The sequence below is a fragment of the Stenotrophomonas sp. STEN030 genome (assembly GCF_056759995.1).
On the sequence record NZ_JBRREB010000028.1, the window covers coordinates 24351 to 43385 of the forward strand.

Annotated in this window: 18 protein-coding genes; 7 read left to right on the forward strand and 11 right to left on the reverse strand. The window is 63.4% G+C overall.

The window, feature by feature from the left end:
• Window positions 1-54: 54 nt before the first annotated feature.
• The 4 genes from ACVOLR_RS11310 to ACVOLR_RS11325 all read right to left on the reverse strand — a co-directional run bounded on the left by ACVOLR_RS11310 (window position 55) and on the right by ACVOLR_RS11325 (window position 6675).
• A complete protein-coding gene (locus tag ACVOLR_RS11310; RefSeq protein WP_481536498.1) occupies window positions 55-2064 on the reverse strand; it encodes a M2 family metallopeptidase in 2010 nt (669 codons plus the stop codon).
• A 243-nt stretch (window positions 2065-2307) separates the two neighbouring features.
• Complete coding sequence (locus ACVOLR_RS11315) at window positions 2308-3960, reverse strand: phosphoethanolamine transferase (RefSeq protein WP_481536499.1); 1653 nt, start codon at window positions 3958-3960, stop codon at window positions 2308-2310.
• Window positions 3957-4727, reverse strand: a complete 771-nt coding sequence (locus ACVOLR_RS11320; protein WP_481536500.1) for a phosphatase PAP2 family protein — start codon at window positions 4725-4727, stop codon at window positions 3957-3959. Before ACVOLR_RS11320 ends, ACVOLR_RS11315 begins: the two co-directional genes overlap by 4 nt.
• Window positions 4728-4944: 217 nt before the next feature.
• Entirely contained in the window at window positions 4945-6675 is a 1731-nt protein-coding gene (locus tag ACVOLR_RS11325) for an ArnT family glycosyltransferase (protein WP_481536501.1), read from the reverse strand.
• A 166-nt stretch (window positions 6676-6841) separates the two neighbouring features.
• Between ACVOLR_RS11325 and ACVOLR_RS11330 the strand changes: the two genes are divergently transcribed.
• Complete coding sequence (locus ACVOLR_RS11330) at window positions 6842-7534, forward strand: response regulator transcription factor (protein WP_481536502.1); 693 nt, start codon at window positions 6842-6844, stop codon at window positions 7532-7534.
• Window positions 7531-8811: a sensor histidine kinase gene (locus ACVOLR_RS11335; protein WP_481536503.1), complete on the forward strand. Its 1281-nt coding sequence runs from the start codon at window positions 7531-7533 to the stop codon at window positions 8809-8811. Before ACVOLR_RS11330 ends, ACVOLR_RS11335 begins: the two co-directional genes overlap by 4 nt.
• An 85-nt stretch (window positions 8812-8896) precedes the next feature.
• Here the strand turns inward: ACVOLR_RS11335 and ACVOLR_RS11340 are convergent, their stop codons facing one another.
• The 5 genes from ACVOLR_RS11340 to ACVOLR_RS11360 are packed head-to-tail and all read right to left on the reverse strand — an operon-like array spanning window position 8897 to window position 11896.
• Window positions 8897-9385, reverse strand: coding sequence for a hypothetical protein (locus ACVOLR_RS11340; RefSeq protein WP_481536504.1), 489 nt, complete (start codon window positions 9383-9385; stop codon window positions 8897-8899).
• Between the two features lie 40 nt (window positions 9386-9425).
• Entirely contained in the window at window positions 9426-9677 is a 252-nt protein-coding gene (gene minE / locus ACVOLR_RS11345; protein ID WP_057630107.1) for a cell division topological specificity factor MinE, read from the reverse strand.
• Between the two features lie 2 nt (window positions 9678-9679).
• Window positions 9680-10489: a septum site-determining protein MinD gene (gene minD, locus ACVOLR_RS11350; RefSeq protein ID WP_481536505.1), complete on the reverse strand. Its 810-nt coding sequence runs from the start codon at window positions 10487-10489 to the stop codon at window positions 9680-9682.
• Between the two features lie 32 nt (window positions 10490-10521).
• Window positions 10522-11304, reverse strand: a complete 783-nt coding sequence (gene minC, locus ACVOLR_RS11355) for a septum site-determining protein MinC (protein WP_481536506.1) — start codon at window positions 11302-11304, stop codon at window positions 10522-10524.
• Between the two features lies 1 nt (window position 11305).
• On the reverse strand, window positions 11306-11896 hold the full coding sequence (locus ACVOLR_RS11360; protein ID WP_282271145.1) for a GNAT family N-acetyltransferase: 591 nt from the start codon (window positions 11894-11896) through the stop codon (window positions 11306-11308).
• Between the two features lie 148 nt (window positions 11897-12044).
• On the opposite strand from ACVOLR_RS11360, the gene ACVOLR_RS11365 reads away from it, so the two are divergent.
• The 5 genes from ACVOLR_RS11365 (at window position 12045) to ACVOLR_RS11385 (ending at window position 16508) form a co-directional block, all read left to right on the forward strand.
• The gene (locus ACVOLR_RS11365) at window positions 12045-13244 is read left to right on the forward strand and encodes a sensor histidine kinase (RefSeq protein ID WP_481536507.1); all 1200 of its coding nucleotides are present in this window, start codon (window positions 12045-12047) and stop codon (window positions 13242-13244) included.
• The gene (locus tag ACVOLR_RS11370; RefSeq protein WP_057630117.1) at window positions 13244-13885 is read left to right on the forward strand and encodes a response regulator; all 642 of its coding nucleotides are present in this window, start codon (window positions 13244-13246) and stop codon (window positions 13883-13885) included. The genes ACVOLR_RS11365 and ACVOLR_RS11370 overlap by 1 nt, the downstream gene beginning before the upstream one ends.
• 335 nt (window positions 13886-14220) lie before the next feature.
• Complete coding sequence (locus ACVOLR_RS11375) at window positions 14221-15360, forward strand: polyketide cyclase (RefSeq protein ID WP_481536508.1); 1140 nt, start codon at window positions 14221-14223, stop codon at window positions 15358-15360.
• 98 nt (window positions 15361-15458) lie between these two features.
• Window positions 15459-15830 (forward strand): DUF423 domain-containing protein, encoded by a 372-nt coding sequence (locus ACVOLR_RS11380; RefSeq protein ID WP_481536509.1) that lies wholly within the window; start codon window positions 15459-15461, stop codon window positions 15828-15830.
• A 3-nt stretch (window positions 15831-15833) separates the two neighbouring features.
• Window positions 15834-16508, forward strand: coding sequence for a DNA-3-methyladenine glycosylase family protein (locus tag ACVOLR_RS11385; protein ID WP_481536510.1), 675 nt, complete (start codon window positions 15834-15836; stop codon window positions 16506-16508).
• Window positions 16509-16801: 293 nt separating this feature from the next.
• Here ACVOLR_RS11385 and ACVOLR_RS11390 read toward each other — a convergent pair whose 3' ends face one another.
• Both ACVOLR_RS11390 and ACVOLR_RS11395 read right to left on the reverse strand, forming a co-directional pair.
• Window positions 16802-18232 carry an FAD-binding oxidoreductase gene (locus ACVOLR_RS11390; protein ID WP_481536511.1) on the reverse strand — a complete coding sequence of 477 codons (1431 nt, stop codon included), beginning with the start codon at window positions 18230-18232 and terminating at the stop codon, window positions 16802-16804.
• On the reverse strand, window positions 18216-19031 hold the full coding sequence (locus ACVOLR_RS11395) for a M15 family metallopeptidase (RefSeq protein WP_481536512.1): 816 nt from the start codon (window positions 19029-19031) through the stop codon (window positions 18216-18218). Before ACVOLR_RS11395 ends, ACVOLR_RS11390 begins: the two co-directional genes overlap by 17 nt.
• Window positions 19032-19035: the final 4 nt, after the last annotated feature.

Genomic DNA, 19035 nt, shown 5'->3' on the forward strand with positions numbered 1-19035 from the left:
TGAAGAAGAAGGGCGCCGGTAAGGCGCCCTTCTTCGGGATCACTACGACAGGGTTTACTTTGCAGCCACCGGCTGCGCAGCGGGCGTCGCCGCCGGGGCCGCTGCCTGCCAGCCACACATCTGCCCTTCGTTCTGCTGCTTCAGCCATTCCTGGAGCGGTGCGAAGTATTCCAGCATCGGGCCGGCGTCGAGCTTGTCGTTGCCGGTCAGTTCCTTCAGCGTGGCTTGCCACGGCTGGCTGGAGCCCTTGCTCAGCATCGCCCAGAACTTCTGCCCGGCTTCCTTGTTGCCGTAGAAGCTGCACTCGTTGAGCGGGCCGGTGTAGCCGGACGCGTCGCACAGGCCCTTGTAGAACTGGTACTGCAGGATGCGGGCCAGGAAGTAGCGCAGGTACGGGGTGTTGCCCGGCACGTGGTACTTGGCGCCGGCGTCGAAGAACTCTTCGCCGCGTGCGCTGGCCGGGGCCACGCCCTGGTACTGCGCCTTCAGTTCCCACCACTTCTGGTTGTACTGGTCCGGCTTGATCGAGCCGTCGAATACGCCCCAGCGCCAGCGATCGATCATCAGACCGAACGGCAGGAACGACACGCCCGACATCGCCATGCGCATCTGCGCATTGATGGTGGCTTCGCGGCTTTCCTGCTGCGCGCCGACCAGACCGATCGAGTTGAGGTACTTCGGCGTCATCGCCAGCACGATGGTGTCGCCGATGGCTTCGTGGAAGCCGTCGTTGGCACCGCCCTGGAACAACGGTGGCAGTGGGTTGTAGGCCAGGTCGTAGTAGATGTGGCCGAGCTCGTGGTAGATGGTGGTGAAGTTTTCTTCGTTCGGGGTGATGCACATCTTGGTGCGCACGTCGGCGCCGATGTCCTTGCCGTCGCCGCCCATGTTCATGTCCCAGGCGCTGGCGTGGCAGACCACGTTGCGGTCCAGTGGTTTGATGAACTGGGTGTTCTGCCAGTAGCTCTCCGGCAGCTTGGGCATGCCCAGCGAGACGTAGAAGTCCTGCGCGCGCTCGGTCATCTGCCGGGCGGTGACCAGCTCGGCCTCACGCTGTGCCTTGAAGCGGCTTGCCGGATCGGCGCCACCGGCCTTGGCCAGCGCAGCGCTGAGGTTGGTCTGGTACTGCTTTTCCAGCGCAGCGGTGATGTCCAGGCTGCCCGCGTTCGGGTACGGCGCGGTCATGTCCCACAGGTTGCTCCAATCCTGCTGCCACATGTTGCCGGTCAGGTGCGCGGCAATCATGCCGCCGCCAACTTCGGCTTTGTCCTTGCCGTATTCCTTGTCCAGCTTGGCGCGGGTATAGCAATGTACCTGCTCGTACAGCGGCTTGACCTGCTCCCACAGGCGATCGGTTTCCGGGCCAACCTGGTCGGCCGGCATGTCGTAGCCGCTGCGCCACATCTGGCCGGCATCGCTATAGCCCAGTTCGCGGGCGCCTTCGTTGACCAGTTCGACGAAGCGCTGGTAGTTGGCGCGCGACGGCACCGCGGTGGACTGCCAGCCCTGCCAGGCATCGAGCTGCTTGTCGTAGTCACGCGAGGTGGCCAGCACCTTTTCCAGATCGCCGAGCTGGCGGCAGTTCTTGTTGTCGCCTTCGCCCACGCAGTAGGTGCCGGCGCCGTAGTCGCCTTCCAGCTTGGTTGCGATGCCAGCCAGTTCGGCCAGCTTCTGCGGGTCGCGCGGGGCGGGCATCGAGGTCATCAGCTTGAGCAGGCTGATGGCGCGCTTGGTGTCGGCGCTCATCGGCTGGCCTTCGTACTTGTTGGCCTGCTCGATCCAGCCATTGAGCACGGTCAACCAGCGCTCGTTGGCCTTGGCGGCAACGCGTGCGGAATCGTCATTGATATAGGTTGACGACAGCCACTGGGCCGAGGTCATTTCCGGGTACATGGCCTTGTATTCGGCATTGACCCGGGCGATGAACTGGTCGGCGCTTTCGGCCGGTGCGGCCTGGGTGGTGGCCGGCTTGGCGGCGTCGGTGGTGGCGTCCTTTTTACAGGCAGCCAACGAGAGCACGGCCACGCCAACGGCGGCGGCCAGGACCAAATGACGATTCTTCACAGCAAACCCCGGTTTGTAAGTACCGGCGAAGGCTAGTGGGGCAGCGGCCGGGCCGCAAGTGGGGAAAGGGATAGGTCCCTGTAGTGCCGAGCCATGCTCGGCAGGAGGAGTCATTTTTGTTGTGCCGAGCCATGCTCGGCAGGGGCTTTACCGGGAAGGCCTCTGCCGAGCATGGTTCGGCACTACACTGGGATTGCTTGGAAGGCCTCTGCCGAGCATGGCTCGGCATTACAGGGGAGTGCTTCATGTGCAGGGGGCGAACAGGTCTCGGGAGCGGTCATACACCGACGTCTGCACCTGCATCAGGCCAAGCACCGAGGGGAACAGGTTGTCCTGGTCGCTGCGCTGCGCGGCACGGCGGCGTACGCAGCTCATGTCCAGGCCACGATCCGCCGTAAAACCCGGTGAGAACCACATCACCATCGGTACCCGGGTCTGCTCTTCGGGGGCGATCGCATACGGCACGCCGTGCAGATACAGGCCCTTTTCACCCAGTGATTCACCGTGATCGGACAGGTAGATCATCGCTGTGTCGTAGTCTTCCATTCCGCGCAGGGATGCGATGGTGCGGGTCAGGAAATGATCGGTATAGCGGATCGCATTGTCGTAGCTGTTGACGATGTCCTCGCGGCTGCACTTGCCCAGGTCTGCGGTATCGCAGGTGGGCGCGAACTGACGGAACTGCGCCGGATAGCGTTGGAAGTAGCTCGGGCCGTGGTTGCCCAGCTGGTGCAGCACAACCACGCGGTCGCCGGGTTTGGCGCGTACCTGTGCAGCGAGGTTTTCCAGAAGAATCTCATCCATGCAGCGGCCGTCGGCGCACAGGCCCTGCGTGGTCGCATCATCCAGACGTTGGATTTCCAAACCGTCGCAAACGCCCTTGCAACCGGACTGGTTGTCGCGCCAGAGGGTGGCGATACCGGCATGCTCAAGCACATGCAGTAGTGACTGGTGACCACGGATTTTCTTTTCGTCGTAGTCGTGACGACCGAACGGCGAGAACATGCACGGCAGCGAGACTTCGGTGCTGGTGCCGCAGGAATGCATGTCCGGGAAGTTGATCACGCCGGTCTGCGCCAGCTCCGGGGTCGTCTGGCGAGCATAGCCGTTCAACCCCCAGTTCTGCGCACGCACGGTTTCGCCCACAACCAGTACCAGCAGGCGCGGCTTGCTGCCGGCGGCACGTGGCGTGGCTTTGGCATCGGTACCCAATGGCAGTTTGGGCTGCTTCTTCATAGGGCTGGAACTGGCAAAGTTCTGCTTCAGCGCGATCAGATAGTTGGCCGGCGTAGCCAGGTAACGCACTTCACGGTGATTGCGCATCAACGCGGAAACATTCTGGAACGACAGCATGGTGCCGGCGCCGCCCGCCACGATCACACCAATCAGGAAGGCGACACGCCACAGGAGGGCTCGCCCCCAGCTGCGCTTGCGCAACCGCACGCGCCACAGCAACAAGGTCGGCAGTAGGCCGTAGCCGATCAGCGGCAGCAACAAGGCCGGTGTCATCAGCTCGCGTGATTCCTTGTGGTCGGTGGCCAGTACATTGCGCAGCATGTCCGCGTCCAGATAGACGTTGTAGCTGTTCATGTAGTGCGTGGCGAAGGCGGTGGTGATGAACAACGCCGTCAGCACGACCTTGGCATTCCAGCGCCAGATCAGCAGGCTGAAAAGGATGGCGTGCACGCTTACCAGCAAGGCAAACAACGAGACCGCGAACAGCATGCTGCCAGGATTGGTGGCAATCGCACTGCGCCAGAACAGGTTGTTGCAGACCAGCGCGAAGAATGTGCTGGCGATCAGGATCAGGGCTTCAGTGCTGATCTCTGGTCGCCAGTCCTGCAGGCGTGACCATGACAGCGGGGAAACAAGACGGCGACTGGCGACAACGCTCATGCGCGTTCTCCAACTGGTGTGATGCGCGACAGCGAGTTGGTTGTCGCAGGCGAAGGGAACATCCACAAATACAGGGCGGTTGCGACCAGCCAGCTGATCGCCAAGGCCCATAGGTCGTGTGAGGCGAAGTGGGCGCCGCGCAGCTGCTGGGCCAGGCCGAACACCATGCCGACCAGCAGGGCGATGCTCAGTGCCGGCCAGCGCCATTGCGGGCGCACATGCAACATGAAGAAGAACAGTGCCACCCATGCATAGCCCGAGCCGGCATGACCGGCCGGGAAGCACGCGGCGTGGCCCAGGGCAACCGGGCGCTGCTCGAACAGGCCGATGAAGGGGCGCATACCGCCGTAGCGCTCCAGGTCCCAAGGGCAGTCCATATGGGTCCAGGATTTCAGCAGCGCGACGATGCTGGTGGTCAGTGCTACCGATGACAGCAGGTAGGCCAGTGGCCGCCGCAGTGGGCGCCAGCGCATGTCCATGCAACTGCGGATCAGCGCCAGGATCACCAGCAGGCCGACAAACCAGGTCAGATTGCGGCCGCCCTTATGGATAAGGTGGCTGGTCCACCACGCGTCCTTGAATACCCATTGGCTGCCTTGCCAGCGGTACAGTTGATCGGCAAGCCATTGATCGCCATTGCCGGCCATCAACAACAGGCTGCCGATGGCGGCGATCACCAGCGGGATCAGCAGGGCACGCCCGGCGAAGCTCAGGCGGCTGCGCTCGGCGACCGGAATCAGGGCGGTGGAAGTGGGTTGCTGCGACATGGAGCTGGGGCACCGTCAATCTGGATGCGGCCATGCTCGGTCGGCCTGTGTCGGAGACAGGTCGGAACGATGTCGTGAATTTGTCAGTGCTTCAGCTTGGCCGCCGATATGGCTGCAGTGCCGTAAACGCGAGAGAGGCGGTGCCGGGCGCGGCACCGCCTCTCTTACCTGTGTTTCAATAAGTCCGCTTCAATAAACGCGCTGCAATCAGCGGGCGTCAATCGCCGTCGTTTTCCAGTGCGCTCTCACTGCCGGCGACCACGCCGTGGGTCTTGGCTACGCAGTCGGCGTGCAGCGCGGTACCGGGCAGCAGCTGCCAGTTGTTGCGGTTGGCGCTGCCGATGTCGATGACCTGGCTACGATCGGCGCAGGGCGTCATTGCCTTGTCGAGCACGAACAGCCAGCGTCGCTGCGGGTCTTCAGTCACCCAGCGTGCTGCATCTTCCCATTGTTCGGCGACCGGGCGTTTGAAACCGAAGTCGGTAGCCTGTGGATGGGTCTGCAGCAGGTTCTGTTCGCGCCAGGCGACCATGCCCAGCTCCGCGTCCGGGCCGATACGCGCGCGCACCTTGTCCATCACCAGCGAGGCGGAGCTGTAGGGATCAAGTGCAGGCATCGCGCCGAGCCCATACATCGACCACAGCATTACCGTGGTCAGCACCACTGCCAGCCCTGCGCGGCGCAGGCGCAGTACCAGCACCAACAGCAGTGAGGCGGCGCCAAAGCCGATCAGCCACCAGCCAACCTGCGGCAACACCCATGGGTCGATCGCGCGCTTGATCGCGTTGCGTTGGGCCCAGCCATCGCCGTGCACCGCGCCATAGCCGACCACCAGCGTGGCCACCGCCAGAAGCAGCACATACAACAGCAGCAGCCAGCGCACGCCGGTGCGGCGTAGCAGGCCGGGCAGCAGCGGTGCCGCGGCTACGGCCAGGGCAGGCAGCATCGGCAGGATGTAGACCTCGCGCTTGCCCGGACTGGCGCTGAAGAAGACCAATACCAGCAGGGCCCAACCCAGCAGCAGGATGTAGCGTGGATCGGCGCGGCGGCAGCGGCGCCACCAGGCCGGCAGCAGCCATGGCGCCAGCAGGCTGCCCGGCAGCCACAGTGTGGCCATCACCTGCAGGTAGTACCAGAACGGCTGGTGATGGTGCCAGGCGTTGGCGTAGCGGGTGCCGGTCTGCTTGAACAGCAATTCCTTGGCATAGGACTGCAGGTGCGGGTCGGGGTTCTGCAGCAGGGCGATGGCGAGCGGGCCCAGCCAGATCGCGGTGCCGGCCAGGAAGGCGGGCAATAGCAGCCACCAGCCCCAGCTGCGGCCTGGCCCGGCGGCCTGCGGGTGACGCCAGCGCCAGGCCATCCACGGCAGCAACATCAGCAGCGGCAGGAAACCAACGCCCTTGGTGACGGTACCGGCACCGGCCGCGAATGCTGCCAGGGCCAGCGCCCACCAGTTCGGGCCAAGCAATAGGTGGCGTACCAGCCCCCACAGCGCCAGCGTGGTCATGCCGACCAGCACCATGTCGATCTGCGCGCGCTTGGCCATCAGCCCGAACTGGATGCAGACGAACAGGCCGACCACCGCATAACGGGCGATCTGCCGGTTCCACAGCCGCCGGCTCATGTCCCAGGTCAACCACAGGGTGAGCAGGGCGGCGAGCAGCGAGGGCACCAGGAAGGACAGGTTCCAATCGCCGATGACCTTGTAGGTGGCTGCCTGGATCCACATGAAGGTGGCCGGCTTTTCCGCATACAACTCGCTGCCGCGTTGCGGCAGCAGCCACTGCCCGGTCTCCACCATGTGCCGCGCGGCCAGCACGAAGCGGGGTTCGTCGGGCGGTTGCGGTGAGCGCATGCCCAACCCCGCCAACAGGCTGGCGATGACCAAGGCGATCAGGATGGCGAACCACAGTCGATTGGACGAAGAGCGGGGCGGATTTGGGCGCACAGATGGCTCGGTATCAAAGGCTGGCAGGATGATGCCGCAAACAACGTTGGAAACACGTCGAAACGACAGGCGGCCGACATCGGCTGCGTTTCGACGAAAATCCGACGTTGGCGGCGCTAGGATACGTCGGTAATGCCTCGGCCCGGGGCAGCAAGGTCATGCCCGCATGCGGCTGCTGGTCATTGAAGACAATCGCAATCTGATCGCCAACCTGTTCGATTATTTCGAAGCGCGCGGGCACACCCTGGACGTGGCCCCGGACGGTATCACCGGCCTGCACTTGGCCGGCACCCAGAGCTACGACGCCATCCTGCTGGACTGGATGCTGCCGCGCATGGAAGGGCCGGAGGTGCTGCGCAAGCTGCGCGAGGAGTTCCGCTCGGAGGTGCCGGTGATCATGCTCACCGCCCGCGACGAGCTGCCGGACAAGATCACTGGTTTCCGTGCCGGTGCCGATGACTACCTGACCAAGCCATTTGCGCTGCCGGAGCTGGAAGTACGGCTGGAGGCGGTGCTGGCACGCACGCATGGGCGCAATCCACGCAAGCTATTGGAAGTCCATGACCTGCAGCTGGATCTGGCCACGTTCGAGGCGCAACGTGGTGGGCAGGTGCTGCATCTGTATCCGGCGTGTCGAAAGTTGCTGGAGGTGCTGATGCGCGCCAGCCCGGCCGCAGTTACCCGCGACCAGCTGGAATATGCGCTGTGGGGCGATGAGCCACCGGATGGCGACATGCTGCGCTCGCATATCTACGAACTGCGGCGCGCAGTAGATGGCCCGTTCGAGCAGAAGCTGCTGCAGACCCTGCCGCGCGTCGGCTATCGCCTGTCTGCACCTGCAGCAGGTAGTGCGCGATGACACGCCGCACGCTGCGTCGCAAACTGCTGGGCTGGCTGGCGATCTATGTGGCGCTGGTGACGCTGGCGGTATTCAGTGCCGCCAACTATGTGCACGAACACGCGGAACACGCGGTGTGGCGCTCGTTGTTGAACACCGAGCTGGACAGCATCATCGGCCAGATGCGCACCGACCCTGCGTACCATTGGCAGGACTCGGACACGCTGTGGTTTTACGCCGAGCACGAGCCTGGCGGTATTCCCGAGAGTCTGAGGCGGCTGCATCCCGGCTTGCACGATGGTGCGTTGCTGGATGGCAAGGACACCGCGGTGATGGTGCGCGATACCTCCGACTTCGGCCGGGTGGTATTGGCGCTGGATATCTCCGACTTCGGTGAGCTGGAGCACTTCATCACCCGCTGGGCACTGCTCGCTGGTGTGGCCTTGCTGCTGGTGACCTTGCTGATGGCCTGGGTTGGCATGACCCGCCTGGTGAGGCCCTTGTCGGTGCTCGCGGAGGACATCGCCAAGCTGAGCCCCGAGCGACGCGGACAACAGGTGTTGGTGGACAAGCGCGGCAGTACCGAGTTGGAAGTGATTGCCGGTGCTTTGAATGACTACCTGCAGCGCAATGAACATTTCGTTGAGCGCGAACGGGCGTTCATCAGTACCGCTAGCCATGAGTTGCGTACGCCGATCGCGGTGATCACCGGTGCCGCCGAACTTGCGTTGGAGCAGCCGGGCCTGCCGGAAAGAGCGCGTCAGCAGCTGCTGCGCGTGCGCAATACGTCGACCGGGATGGAGCAGTTGATTCAGCTGCTGCTGGTGCTTGCGCGTGATCCGGCCAAGCTGGCTGCGATGAGCGAGCTGGTGGCGCTGGACGAGCTGCTGCCGGAAATCGCCGAAGACCATCGCTACCTGGCCAAGGGCAAGGAGCTGGAGCTTGTGCTGGTGGAAGCTGCTCCTTGCCAGTTGCTCGCGCCGTTGGCGGTGGTGCAGGCGGCGGTTGGCAATCTGCTGCGCAATGCCATCGAGAACAGCGACCGTGGCGTGGTGCGGCTTGGGATATCCGCCAATGCAGTGCTGACCATTGAGGACCCTGGCCACGGCATGAGCCCGGAAGAGGTCGCTCAGGTGTATGCGCGCATGAGCAAGGGCGAACGCAATCCGGGTGCGGGTATTGGTCTGGATCTGATTGCGCGGCTGTGTGATCACCTTGGCTGGCAGCTGGAAATTCATTCGCAGCCGGAGCGGGGTACGCGGGTCACCTTGGATATGAGTAGTTCCAAGCCGCGGTAGGAGTGCTCTACCTGTAGAGCGCAGCCATGCTGCGCTGGGGCATTACCGGGAAGGCTTCTGCCGAGCATGGCTCGGCACTACAGGCTCACGGCGGCAGCAGCTCGCGCTCGATCAACCAGCTGCGGGCATCCTCGGCGTCCTGCTCAAACCAGGCCTGGGTCGAGCCCAGCCTGTAGGTATAGCCCCAGCTGTCCATGTCGGCCATCAGCCGCGCGCTGCCTACGCCTGGCAATTGCCCGGCCAGCACGATCTGCAGGTAGCAGGTGGCGTCTTCTTCAGGAATCGAGTCGGTGGCATCGGTATGCACCTGCGCGCGACGCTCGGGCGGCAGCACGATCAGGTGGCAGGACTCGTGCAGCATCGAATGCACCGGCGTGTCGTCGCGCACATAGACGTCGCAGGCAATGATGCCGGCCTCGGGCTCACCCCAATAACTGCCGGGAATCTTCTCACCAGCGGCTACGTGATTAAGGCGCAGGCCGTGGCGCGCGAGCAGGCCCGCAGCGTCGGTCCATTGGATATCGCCAACGCACAGCACGGGCCGGGTTGGTTCGTTGGCAGGGGTTTCGTTCACGGCTGTTTGAGTCCCGGCGGCCGCGGCCGCCGGGCTGATATCACTTGTCGTCAGGCAGTGCCACGGAAATGTCGAGCACGTCGTTGGCGCCGTCCTTGACCAGGTCCACGCGGACCGCATCGGCGTCGATGTTGACGTACTTCTTGATCACTTCCAGCAGCTCACGCTGCAGCAGCGGCAGGTAGTCCGGGCCGCCGCGGGTGCTGCGTTCCTGCGCGATGATGATCTGCAGGCGGTTCTTCGCCGTTTCGGCGGTGGTCTTCTTCTGTCTCAGGAAGTCGAGCAGTCCCATGCTTATCCTCCAAACAACTTGCTGAAGAAGCCCTTCTTCTCCACGGTGGTGAAGCGCATCGGGCGCTCTTCGCCCAGGATACGGCTCACGGCGTCATCGTAGGCCTGTCCGGCCGGCGATTCGGTGTCCAGGATGACCGGCTCGCCCTTGTTCGAGGCATTGAGCACGTCGCCCGATTCGGGAATGACGCCGATGGCCTTGAGCCCCAGCACTTCTTCCACGTCGGTGATGCTCAGCATCTCGCCGCTTTCAACGCGCGAGGGGCTGTAGCGGGTCAGCAGCAGGTAGGCCGGCACGGCCTTGCCGGCTTCGGCATTGGCGGTCTTGGAGTCGAGCAGGCCGATGATGCGGTCCGAGTCGCGTACCGAAGACACTTCCGGGTTGACCACCACAACGGCGCGATCAGCGAAGTACATCGCCAGGAACGCGCCCTTCTCGATGCCGGCCGGAGAGTCGCAGATGATGTAATCGAAGCCGTCGGCGGCCAGATCCTTGAGGACCTTCTCCACGCCTTCCTTGTTCAGTGCATCCTTGTCGCGGGTCTGCGAGGCAGCCAGCACGAACAGGTTGTCAAAGCGCTTGTCCTTGATCAGTGCCTGTTTCAGCGTGGCCTCACCGTGGACGACGTTGACGAAGTCGTACACCACCCGGCGCTCGCAGCCCATGATCAGGTCAAGGTTGCGCAGGCCGACGTCGAAGTCGATGACGGCAACTTTCTTGCCGCGCCGCGCGATGCCGCAGGCGATGCTTGCGCTGGAGGTGGTCTTGCCAACGCCACCCTTGCCGGAAGTGACTACGATTATTTCAGCCAAAGGATCTCTCCTGAATGTGGTTGTGAGCTGCGTCAATCCAGCGCAGCAATCATGATCTGGTCCTGTTCCAGCCACACCTGCACGGCCTTGCCGCGCAGGTTGTCCGGAATATCGTCCAGTACCTTATACCGTCCTGCAATCGCGACCAGTTCAGCGTGGAAGTCGCGACAGAAAATGCGTGCGCTGGTGTTGCCCTGGGCACCGGCCAATGCGCGGCCACGCAGCGTACCGTAGATATGGATGCTGCCGTCGGCGATGACCTCGGCACCTGCGCCTACCGTTGAGAGTACGGTCAGGTCGCAGTTCTCTGCGTAAAGCTGTTGGCCCGAGCGCACCGTGCTCAGCTGCATCTTGCCGGGCTGCGGCGCGGCGCCGTCGGCGGCGGCCGGTGCGGCCGGGGCCGCTACTGCGGCTGCGGCGCGCTTGCTCTGCTTGGGGGCGGGCGCCGGTGCGGCGGCCGGTTCGGCTTCGAGCGGCTCGTACTGGGCGCGGAACTTGGCCAGTACCGGCAGCCCAAGCTGCTGCGACAGGGTTTCTGTTTCGCTGGTGCCGTAAGCCAGAGCGACCGGCAGCACACCGGCGTCGCGCAGGCCATTGACCAGGCTTTGTGCAGTGGCCAGGTCGGGGAGTTGACTTAAACCACCAAAATCCAGGATCACCGCCGCGCGGCCGAACAGCTTGGGCGCGCGCGCCACGCGTTCGCGCATTTCCTGGGCCAGGCGCTCCACGTCGAGGGTGCGGATGCGCAGGTTGGCGATGCCGACCTGCCCGATTTTCAGTTCACCAGCTTGCTCGTAATCCAAATTCACTGCCATCTCAGGTTCCGGTCGGCCGCTGTTGCAGCAGCCGGCGTGTGTTGCCTACCCAGGGAACGTCGGGCAGGTTGTCGCCATAGGTCTCTTTTACCCACTCGTAGCTGCACAGATCCTTGAGCAGCATGCTGGCCCGAACATCGACCGAGGGCATGGTGTTCTGGCCGACTTCGCGGAAACCGAAGCTGCCGTGGAACAGCAGGGCGGCATCGGCGCCGTGGTCGAGGAAGACCTCGCAGGCCATCTGCGGGTAGCGCAGCTCAGCGTAACTCTGGGCATCGGCGTAGAACGCGCGGCCGACACCACCGCCACGGCGGCGGCTGGCCACCACGATGCGGTCGATATAGAAGAAGCTGGGGTAGCGCTGCTGGAACCAAGCGAAGTTGCAGCTGTCATGGGCACTGTTGCTGCCATAGCCGACCAGAAAGCCGGCCATGTTGCCGTCGCGTTCGGCAACCCGGAAGTATTCGGCGGTTTCATAGAAACGGCGGACTTTGGCTGCATCCAGCGGAAGAATCGCAAGACCAGCGTTGTTGTTCAGTGCCAGGACGGAATCGAGCTCGTGCTCGCGCACGTCGCGGATAACAATCGACATTGTGACTCCGTGGGGTATCGCGGTCGGCCCTAAGGGCTGTGGCGCGATTATCGCATGGGTGGCACGAGCCGGGCGAGCCATCACCGAAGTCGCCATGCATGACTTCCGAGGGAGGGCGCTGAGGCTGCCGGGTCCTTACCATGCACGCATGTTGGGATACCTCAGCCATACCCGAGTCCTTCGCCTGGCCGGCCTGTTTACCTGGGCCCTGGTCAGCCTGCCCTTGATCTATACCCAGTACGCGCCGGAAGAGGGCGTGTTGCAGCCTGCCGCCGGGGAGGCGATCTGGCTGTTCCTGGCCTACCTGACCTTTGGTGGCTGCTACTTCTGGCTGACCCGCGGGCTCAATGCGGCCGGGCACACCAGCTGGTACGACCGGTTGGCGCTGCTGTTGCTGACGGTTTCAGCGCTGGTGGTCAGTTATCTGTCCGCCACCGGCCTGGGCAGCATCCTGATGATGGTCGCGGCAGGGGTGATCCCGTGGCTGCTGAGCCGCTGGGTGGGCGTCATCTGGCTGGTGCTGAGCCAGTTGGCGGTGCTGCCGGTCTATAACCTGATCCTGGGCCTGCCGTTGTTCGAGGCGCTGCTGCAGTCGTTGCTGTACGGCGGTTTCTCGATGTTCATCTTTGTCACCAGCCTGGTGGCGCGGCAGCAGACCCAGGCGCGCGAGGAGCAGCGGCGCTTGAATGCCGAGCTGCGCGCCACCCGTCTGTTGCTGGCCGAAAGTGCCCGGGTCAACGAGCGCACGCGCATTTCCCGCGAGCTGCACGACCTGCTTGGTCACCATCTGACGGCGCTCAGCCTGAACCTGGAAGTGGCCGGGCATATCACCGAGGGTCAGGCGCAGGAGCACGTGCGGCAGGCGCATACCCTGGCCAAACTGTTGCTCACCGACGTACGCGAGGCGGTCAGCCAGCTGCGCGAGAGCGGTGCGATCGACCTGGCGGCCGCCCTGCGGCCGCTGACCGAGCGGGTGCCGTCGCTGGATATCCATCTGCAGATCGATGATCCGTTCAGCGTTGAAGATCCCGAGCGCGCCCATGTGCTGCTGCGCTGCACGCAGGAAATCATCACCAACGCTGTGCGCCACGCCGGCGCGCAAAATTTGTGGATCAGTGTGGAGCGGGACGCCGCCCAGGTGGTCATCAGTGCGCATGATGACGGTATCGGCGGCGATTTCGAGGAAATAATGCCGGGTAACGGCTTGCGCGGCATGCGCGAGCGGCTGGCGCAGTATGGGGGTGTGCTGGACGTATCGGCACGAAGCGGTGAGGGTTTCCGTCTTCGCGCCAGCCTGCCACTGGTTACCAATATGATGTTGGCCTCAGGGCCACAAGGAGTGAATTGATGATCCGTGTCTGTCTGGTCGACGACCAAACCCTAGTCCGGCAGGGCATCCGTTCGCTGCTGGCGCTGGATGACAGCATCGAGGTGGTGGCCGAAGCCATCGACGGCCGCCAGGCGGTGGAAGTGATTCCGCAGGTGCAGCCGGATGTGGTGCTGATGGATATGCGCATGCCGGTTATGTCCGGGCTGGAGGCGCTGCAGACGCTGAGCCGTGCCGGCACGCTGCCGCCTTCGATCATCCTGACCACCTTCGACGATGACCAGCTGGTGCTGGCCGGGCTCAAAGCTGGCGCCAAGGGCTATCTGCTCAAGGATGTGACCCTGGAGCAGTTGGTGGGCGCCATCCGTACGGTGGCAAACGGCGGCTCGCTGGTGCAGCCGGCGGTGACCCAGCGTCTGCTGTCGGGGCTGGAACACATGCGCAATGAGTTCGTCAGCCTGGACCGGCCGGATCCGCTGACCGACCGTGAGACCGAGATCCTGCGGCTGATGGCCAGTGGCTTCTCCAACAAGGAGATCGCAAACTCCTTGGGCGTGGCCGAGGGCACCATCAAGAATCACGTCTCCAACATTCTTTCCAAGTTGGGGGTGCGTGACCGCACCCGCGCCGTGCTCAAGGCCTTTGAGCTGCAGTTGGTCTGAGCTGGATACGGTCGACTGGCCTGGATGAATGCGGCACCCAGCGTCGAGGAGGGTGTGGCGGGCGATTTGCGGAAAGGTGGTTCCGGTACTGGTGCTGGACACCATTCACAGTGGAAAATAGCGCCGCTACGGACGAAGTACAGTCCAAGCTATCGGCTGAAGGCGCGTAGGGTTGGTGGTTGATACGCTACCCTGCGGCCTATCGATTGAGATAGCGCATTCTGGTAATGGAAACCGGTGCGCCAAATGTGCTGAACAACCTGCGGAAAGCCTGCTAGGATGGGGGCTTCCCTTCAAATCAACCCGGCCGTGGGATCGGCCCCGGAGACTCCTGAATGACCCGTATTATCGAGTTCCTGATCGCTTTGGGGATCGTGGCTGGCCTGTTTGTCCTCATTGGCGTGTGTCTGCCGGGCGAGCGCCACATTACTGAAAGCATCGAAACCAATCGCAAGATGACGATCGTGTATGACACGGTCAACAGCCTGCGCCGCTTCAAGGATTGGAATCCGCTTGTGCTGCGCGACAAGGCCGTGGAGCTGAAGTTCAGCGGCCCGGACGCCGGCAAGGGCGCCCGTATGGACTATTCCTCCAAGGACATGGGCCAGGGCAGCTGGGAAATCACCGATAGCGAAAAGAACAAGCGCGTCGTGATTGCCATCGAAGATCCGACCCGCGGTACCGACAAGGTGACCTCGTTCACGCTCGAGCCGACCGGCAAGAACGATCGCAACGTCAAGATCACCCAGGACTACAGCGTCAAGTACGGTTTCGACCTGTTTGGTCGCTACGCCGGCCTGTACGTCAGCCGTCACATCGGTGACGACCTGAAGCTGGGTCTGTCGCGCATGGCCAACATGCTGGCCTCGGTGCCGAACGTTGACTACGCCGCTGCCGAAGCGCCGCTGACCGACCTGAAGGTTGTACAGGTGCCGGCTGAGAACCTGCTGGTGGTCAACGCCGGTAACATCGATCGCAACAACGATGCCATCCAGAAGTCGATTGACGACAACATGGAATGGATCAAGCGCACGATGGATGCCAATGGCCTGGTTGCCGCTGGTCCGGTCCGTATCGTCACCACCGATTTCGGTGCTGAGAAGTACGCCTTCGACGTGGCTCTGCCGGTTCGCAAGGGCAGCGCTGCTGCTCCGGCTGCCGACAAGAAGGACGGCGAAGCCGCTGCTCCGGCCGTTGCTGCTGCACCGGTTGCTGCTGGTGATGCTGCCGAGCTGAGCGTCAAGATCCCCGCGGGCAACCCGGTGACCTACGTGCATGCTCCGGCGCACCGTTCGGCATTTGCTTCCTACACCGGCCACATGGCTGGCCTGGACCTGGCCCGTAACGGCCTGCGTGCATGGGCTACCACCACCGGTAACGAAGTTGTCGATCGTCCGTATGAGTCGTGGAAGGGTGGTGTGGCCAAGGCCTTCACCGTCGATGGTTCCTACGACCTGTACTGGGCGGTCAAGTAATCATCGGTTGTTGTCGATGATCTGATCGAGAAAACGCGCCGCTTCCAGCGGCGCGTTTTTTTTATGGACAGCGTTTACAGGATTGATGGGAGAACGAGATGTTGGGAGTGGAACGACGTACGCGTAAGCCTTCGTTTCTGGCCTTCTGCGGCGGCCTGCTGGCGGCGGCATCGATCGGCTTGTCGGCTTATGCCTCACATGGGGTGAGCGAGGCACTGGCGCAGTCGCATTTGAACACTGCCGCCTTGTACGCGTTTGGCCACGGCGTGGTGCTGGTGGGATTGGGCGCATCCTCGGTGAATCAGTTGGGTCGAGGTGCGCTGTATGTATTGCTGGTCGGTACCTTGTTGTTCTCCGGCAGCCTGGTCGGCAATGTGCTGATGCAGTGGCCGACGACGCTGGCACCGGCCGGTGGCATCACCTTGATGGGCGGTTGGGTGCTGCTGGCACTCAGTGCCTTGCGCCGCTGAGTCATGCCCCGCTACCGGCGCGGCTTCGATATCGACGATGCGCAGGCGCACCTGCAGCGGGTGGACAAGCGCCTGGCTACTTGGATGCGCCGGGTTGGGCCGTTGCCGGCGCCGCAAGGTTGGGCGCGTTCGTTCGACCCGGTAGATGCGTTGGCGCGGGCGATCCTGTTCCAGCAGCTCAGTGGCAAGGCCGCTTCGACGATAGTCGGGCGGGTGGAAACAGCAATTGGCAGCAAGCGTCTGCATGCCGCAAGTTTTGATCTGATTGACGACCCCGGGCTGCGCGCCTGTGGTGTATCAGGCAACAAAGCCTTGGCGCTGCGTGACTTGGCCCGGCGCGAGAGCGCCGGTGAACTGCCGAGCCTGCGGCAGATGTCGGTGATGGATCATCAGGCCATCGTCGACGCCTTGGTGGCGGTGCGCGGCATCGGCCGCTGGACCGTGGAGATGATGTTGATGTTCCGCCTCGGCCGGCCCGACATTCTGCCGGCCGATGACCTGGGTATCCGCAAAGGCGCCCAGCGTGTGGATGGTAGCGAGACAATGCTGACGCCCAAAGCTTTGGCCGAGCGCGGCGAGCGCTGGGGTCCCTACCGCACCTGGGCGAGCCTGTATCTATGGCGCATTGCCGATTTCAGCACCGAGCCCAAACAAAAAACCAATCGCTCGCAGGACTGAGTGGCAACGTTATGGAGGCCGCTCTTTTTGTAGGAGCGGCGTGAGCCGCGAGGCTCGTAGAGTGTCAGCACCGAACTGCTGCCTGCCTGGCTGAATCTGCCTTGGCGTTGAGCCGGATGTTTCCTTTGATTGCGGTTTTACCCGGGGGTTCGGTGGCTGTCAGCTTCGCGGCTTACGCCGCTCCTACAAACACCTTGCGCTTCTGGCCGTAGGAGCGGCGTAAGCCACGAAGCCGATGTCCTTCAAGAGCAGAACGCTCGCCTGCACATGGGCAACTTTGGCTCTGGGCCCACTCATGGCGATAGGTACCGGTCCCACAACAGGTTGCGAAAACGGTTGTCTGGATCCAGCTGCTGCTTGATGGCGGCAAACTGCGCCGCCTGCGGGTAGGCGCGCTGGAACTGTGCTTGGGTGGCGTGCAGGCGATAAGGCAGGTAATAGCGACCGCCATGCTCCAGTGCGGCGTCGATCAGGCGGCGGGTCCAGTTGTTGCTGTACTGCTCCGCCGCATTCCAGCTGCGCTGCTTGTGATACAGCACGAAGCAGAACACTTCCTCGCTCGCCCAGCGCATCAACGAGGTATTGTCCGCAGCTGCGTGGCGAACGGAGATATTCAACGCATTGACGTCGTGCCTGCGCAGGATGCCCGCCATCGTGCGCGCGAATGATACGAAGCCTGCAACCGGGATGAAGTACTCCTGCAGCAGGTAGGAAGACATGCGGCGGGTGCGCGGTTCCAGCGAGGCTGCATCCAGGCTGGCTTCCAGGTTGCGCATCACCACGCGCGGTTCGGCAAGCAGGCCGCGTGTCTGGTAAACATCACGTAGTTGGTCGCCACCAGGCAGTTCAGATGCCGCCCAGATCAGGTTCTGGTCCTTGGCGTGGCTTGCACGGGTGGGCATCAGCCGCCTTGTATCGGTCAGCGCTGCGCTGCTGCGGCTCCAGCTGATCGCCAGCGGAGCATCGAAGCCCGGTGGCAGCAGATCGGCATTGTGCAGCACTACCTCGGGACGGCCCAGTACATGCGCTTTGAACCAGGCCGGGTAGTCGGTGAGGGCTACCTGTTCGACGCTGCGCGCCATTCTTTCGTTGTGCGCGAGGTCCAGCTCGACCTCGGTGATGACACCAAGCCCGCCGTAACCGCCAATTACCGCGGCGAACAAAGCCGGTTGCTGCTGGCGCGACAACTCCAGCAACTGACCGTCGGCGGTGATCAGCTGCAAGGCACGCACGCTGCCCGCCAGTGCACCGCTGCCGACATAACGGCCATGGCAGTTGACCGAGACCGAGCCGCCTATGCTGAAGTTGCTGTAGCTCTGCATCACCTTGACGGCCAGATCGAGCGGATCCAGCTGTTCCTGCAGTTGCCGCCAGCGCATGCCGGCCTGCACGCGCACGCTGGGTGTTTCCGGGTCCAGCCACAGCAAGCGATCCATGCGTTGCATATCCAATTGCAGCGCATGTTCTGCACGTGTCTGTCCGCCCATGCTGTAGCGGCCACCAGCGATGCAGACCGTGCCTGGCCAACGCTGCAGGGCGGCAGCTACGCCAGCGCTGCTGGCAGCACGCACCATGCCGGCAATGGCAGTGCTGTCCAGCTGTGCGACATCGCTGGCCAGTGTCTGACTGGACTGGGGTTTGCATGCAGGCAGTTGGGCGAGCAGGCCTGCGCCAAGCGCTGCCTGCACCAGCCGCCGACGCTCAGCCTCAGGCGGCGTTTTCATTGCGGCGATAACACCAGTGCCATGGCTCGTAGACGATGCCGTGTGGGTTGTCACGCGGGTAACTCATGTGAAAACCGAAACCTGCTGCGCGCTGCTGCAGCCAGGCAAACCCGGCAGTCTGCTCGAAGGATTCTTCGGCCGGTGGCTCGCCCGGTGTGCTGATGTCCAGAGCGTCACCGCCGTGGTGCTCGCTATAGCCGGGGGCGGCGTTGACGGTGAGGATCTCGTCCACGCTCAGGCCGCGCGCCAGCTTGCGTTCAAAAATACCGAGTTGATAGTCGTGGCTGCGATAGCCGGAAATCGCATCCAGTGCGACGCCATCAATGACAGCTGCCTGCTGCATGCGCTGCCAGCCGCGCGCTGCACCGCCGGTAAGCCAGAGCGGGCGACGGTAGCGATCAAAACCGGCCAGGCGCAGATGCGCCGGTTCGGCGACCAGCGGCAAACCGGTCTGTGCGGCATAGGCATCGGCATCCAGATCCAGTTGCTGCAGATGCAGATGCAGCTGATGTAACGGCAGCCTGCCGCTCGGCGGCGGAATACGGGGTGGCTGCGTGCGCAGGGCTTCCAGCGCGGTCAACGCAAAGTCGATGCCGGGTTCATCCGCCAGCCGGGTCACCAGTGGCATCAGTCCACCAGACAGCTGCGCGGCGAGATAAAGGCCATCGCGCTTGCGGCGCAGTACATGTGTTGCCCGGGCCAGCACGCGGGCGTCGTCACTGCTGCGCGCGCGCAGCAGGCCGCCGGGCCAGATCTCGATGTCGGGCGTGTTGAGCAGGATATGGGGAGCGTTGCGCATACCC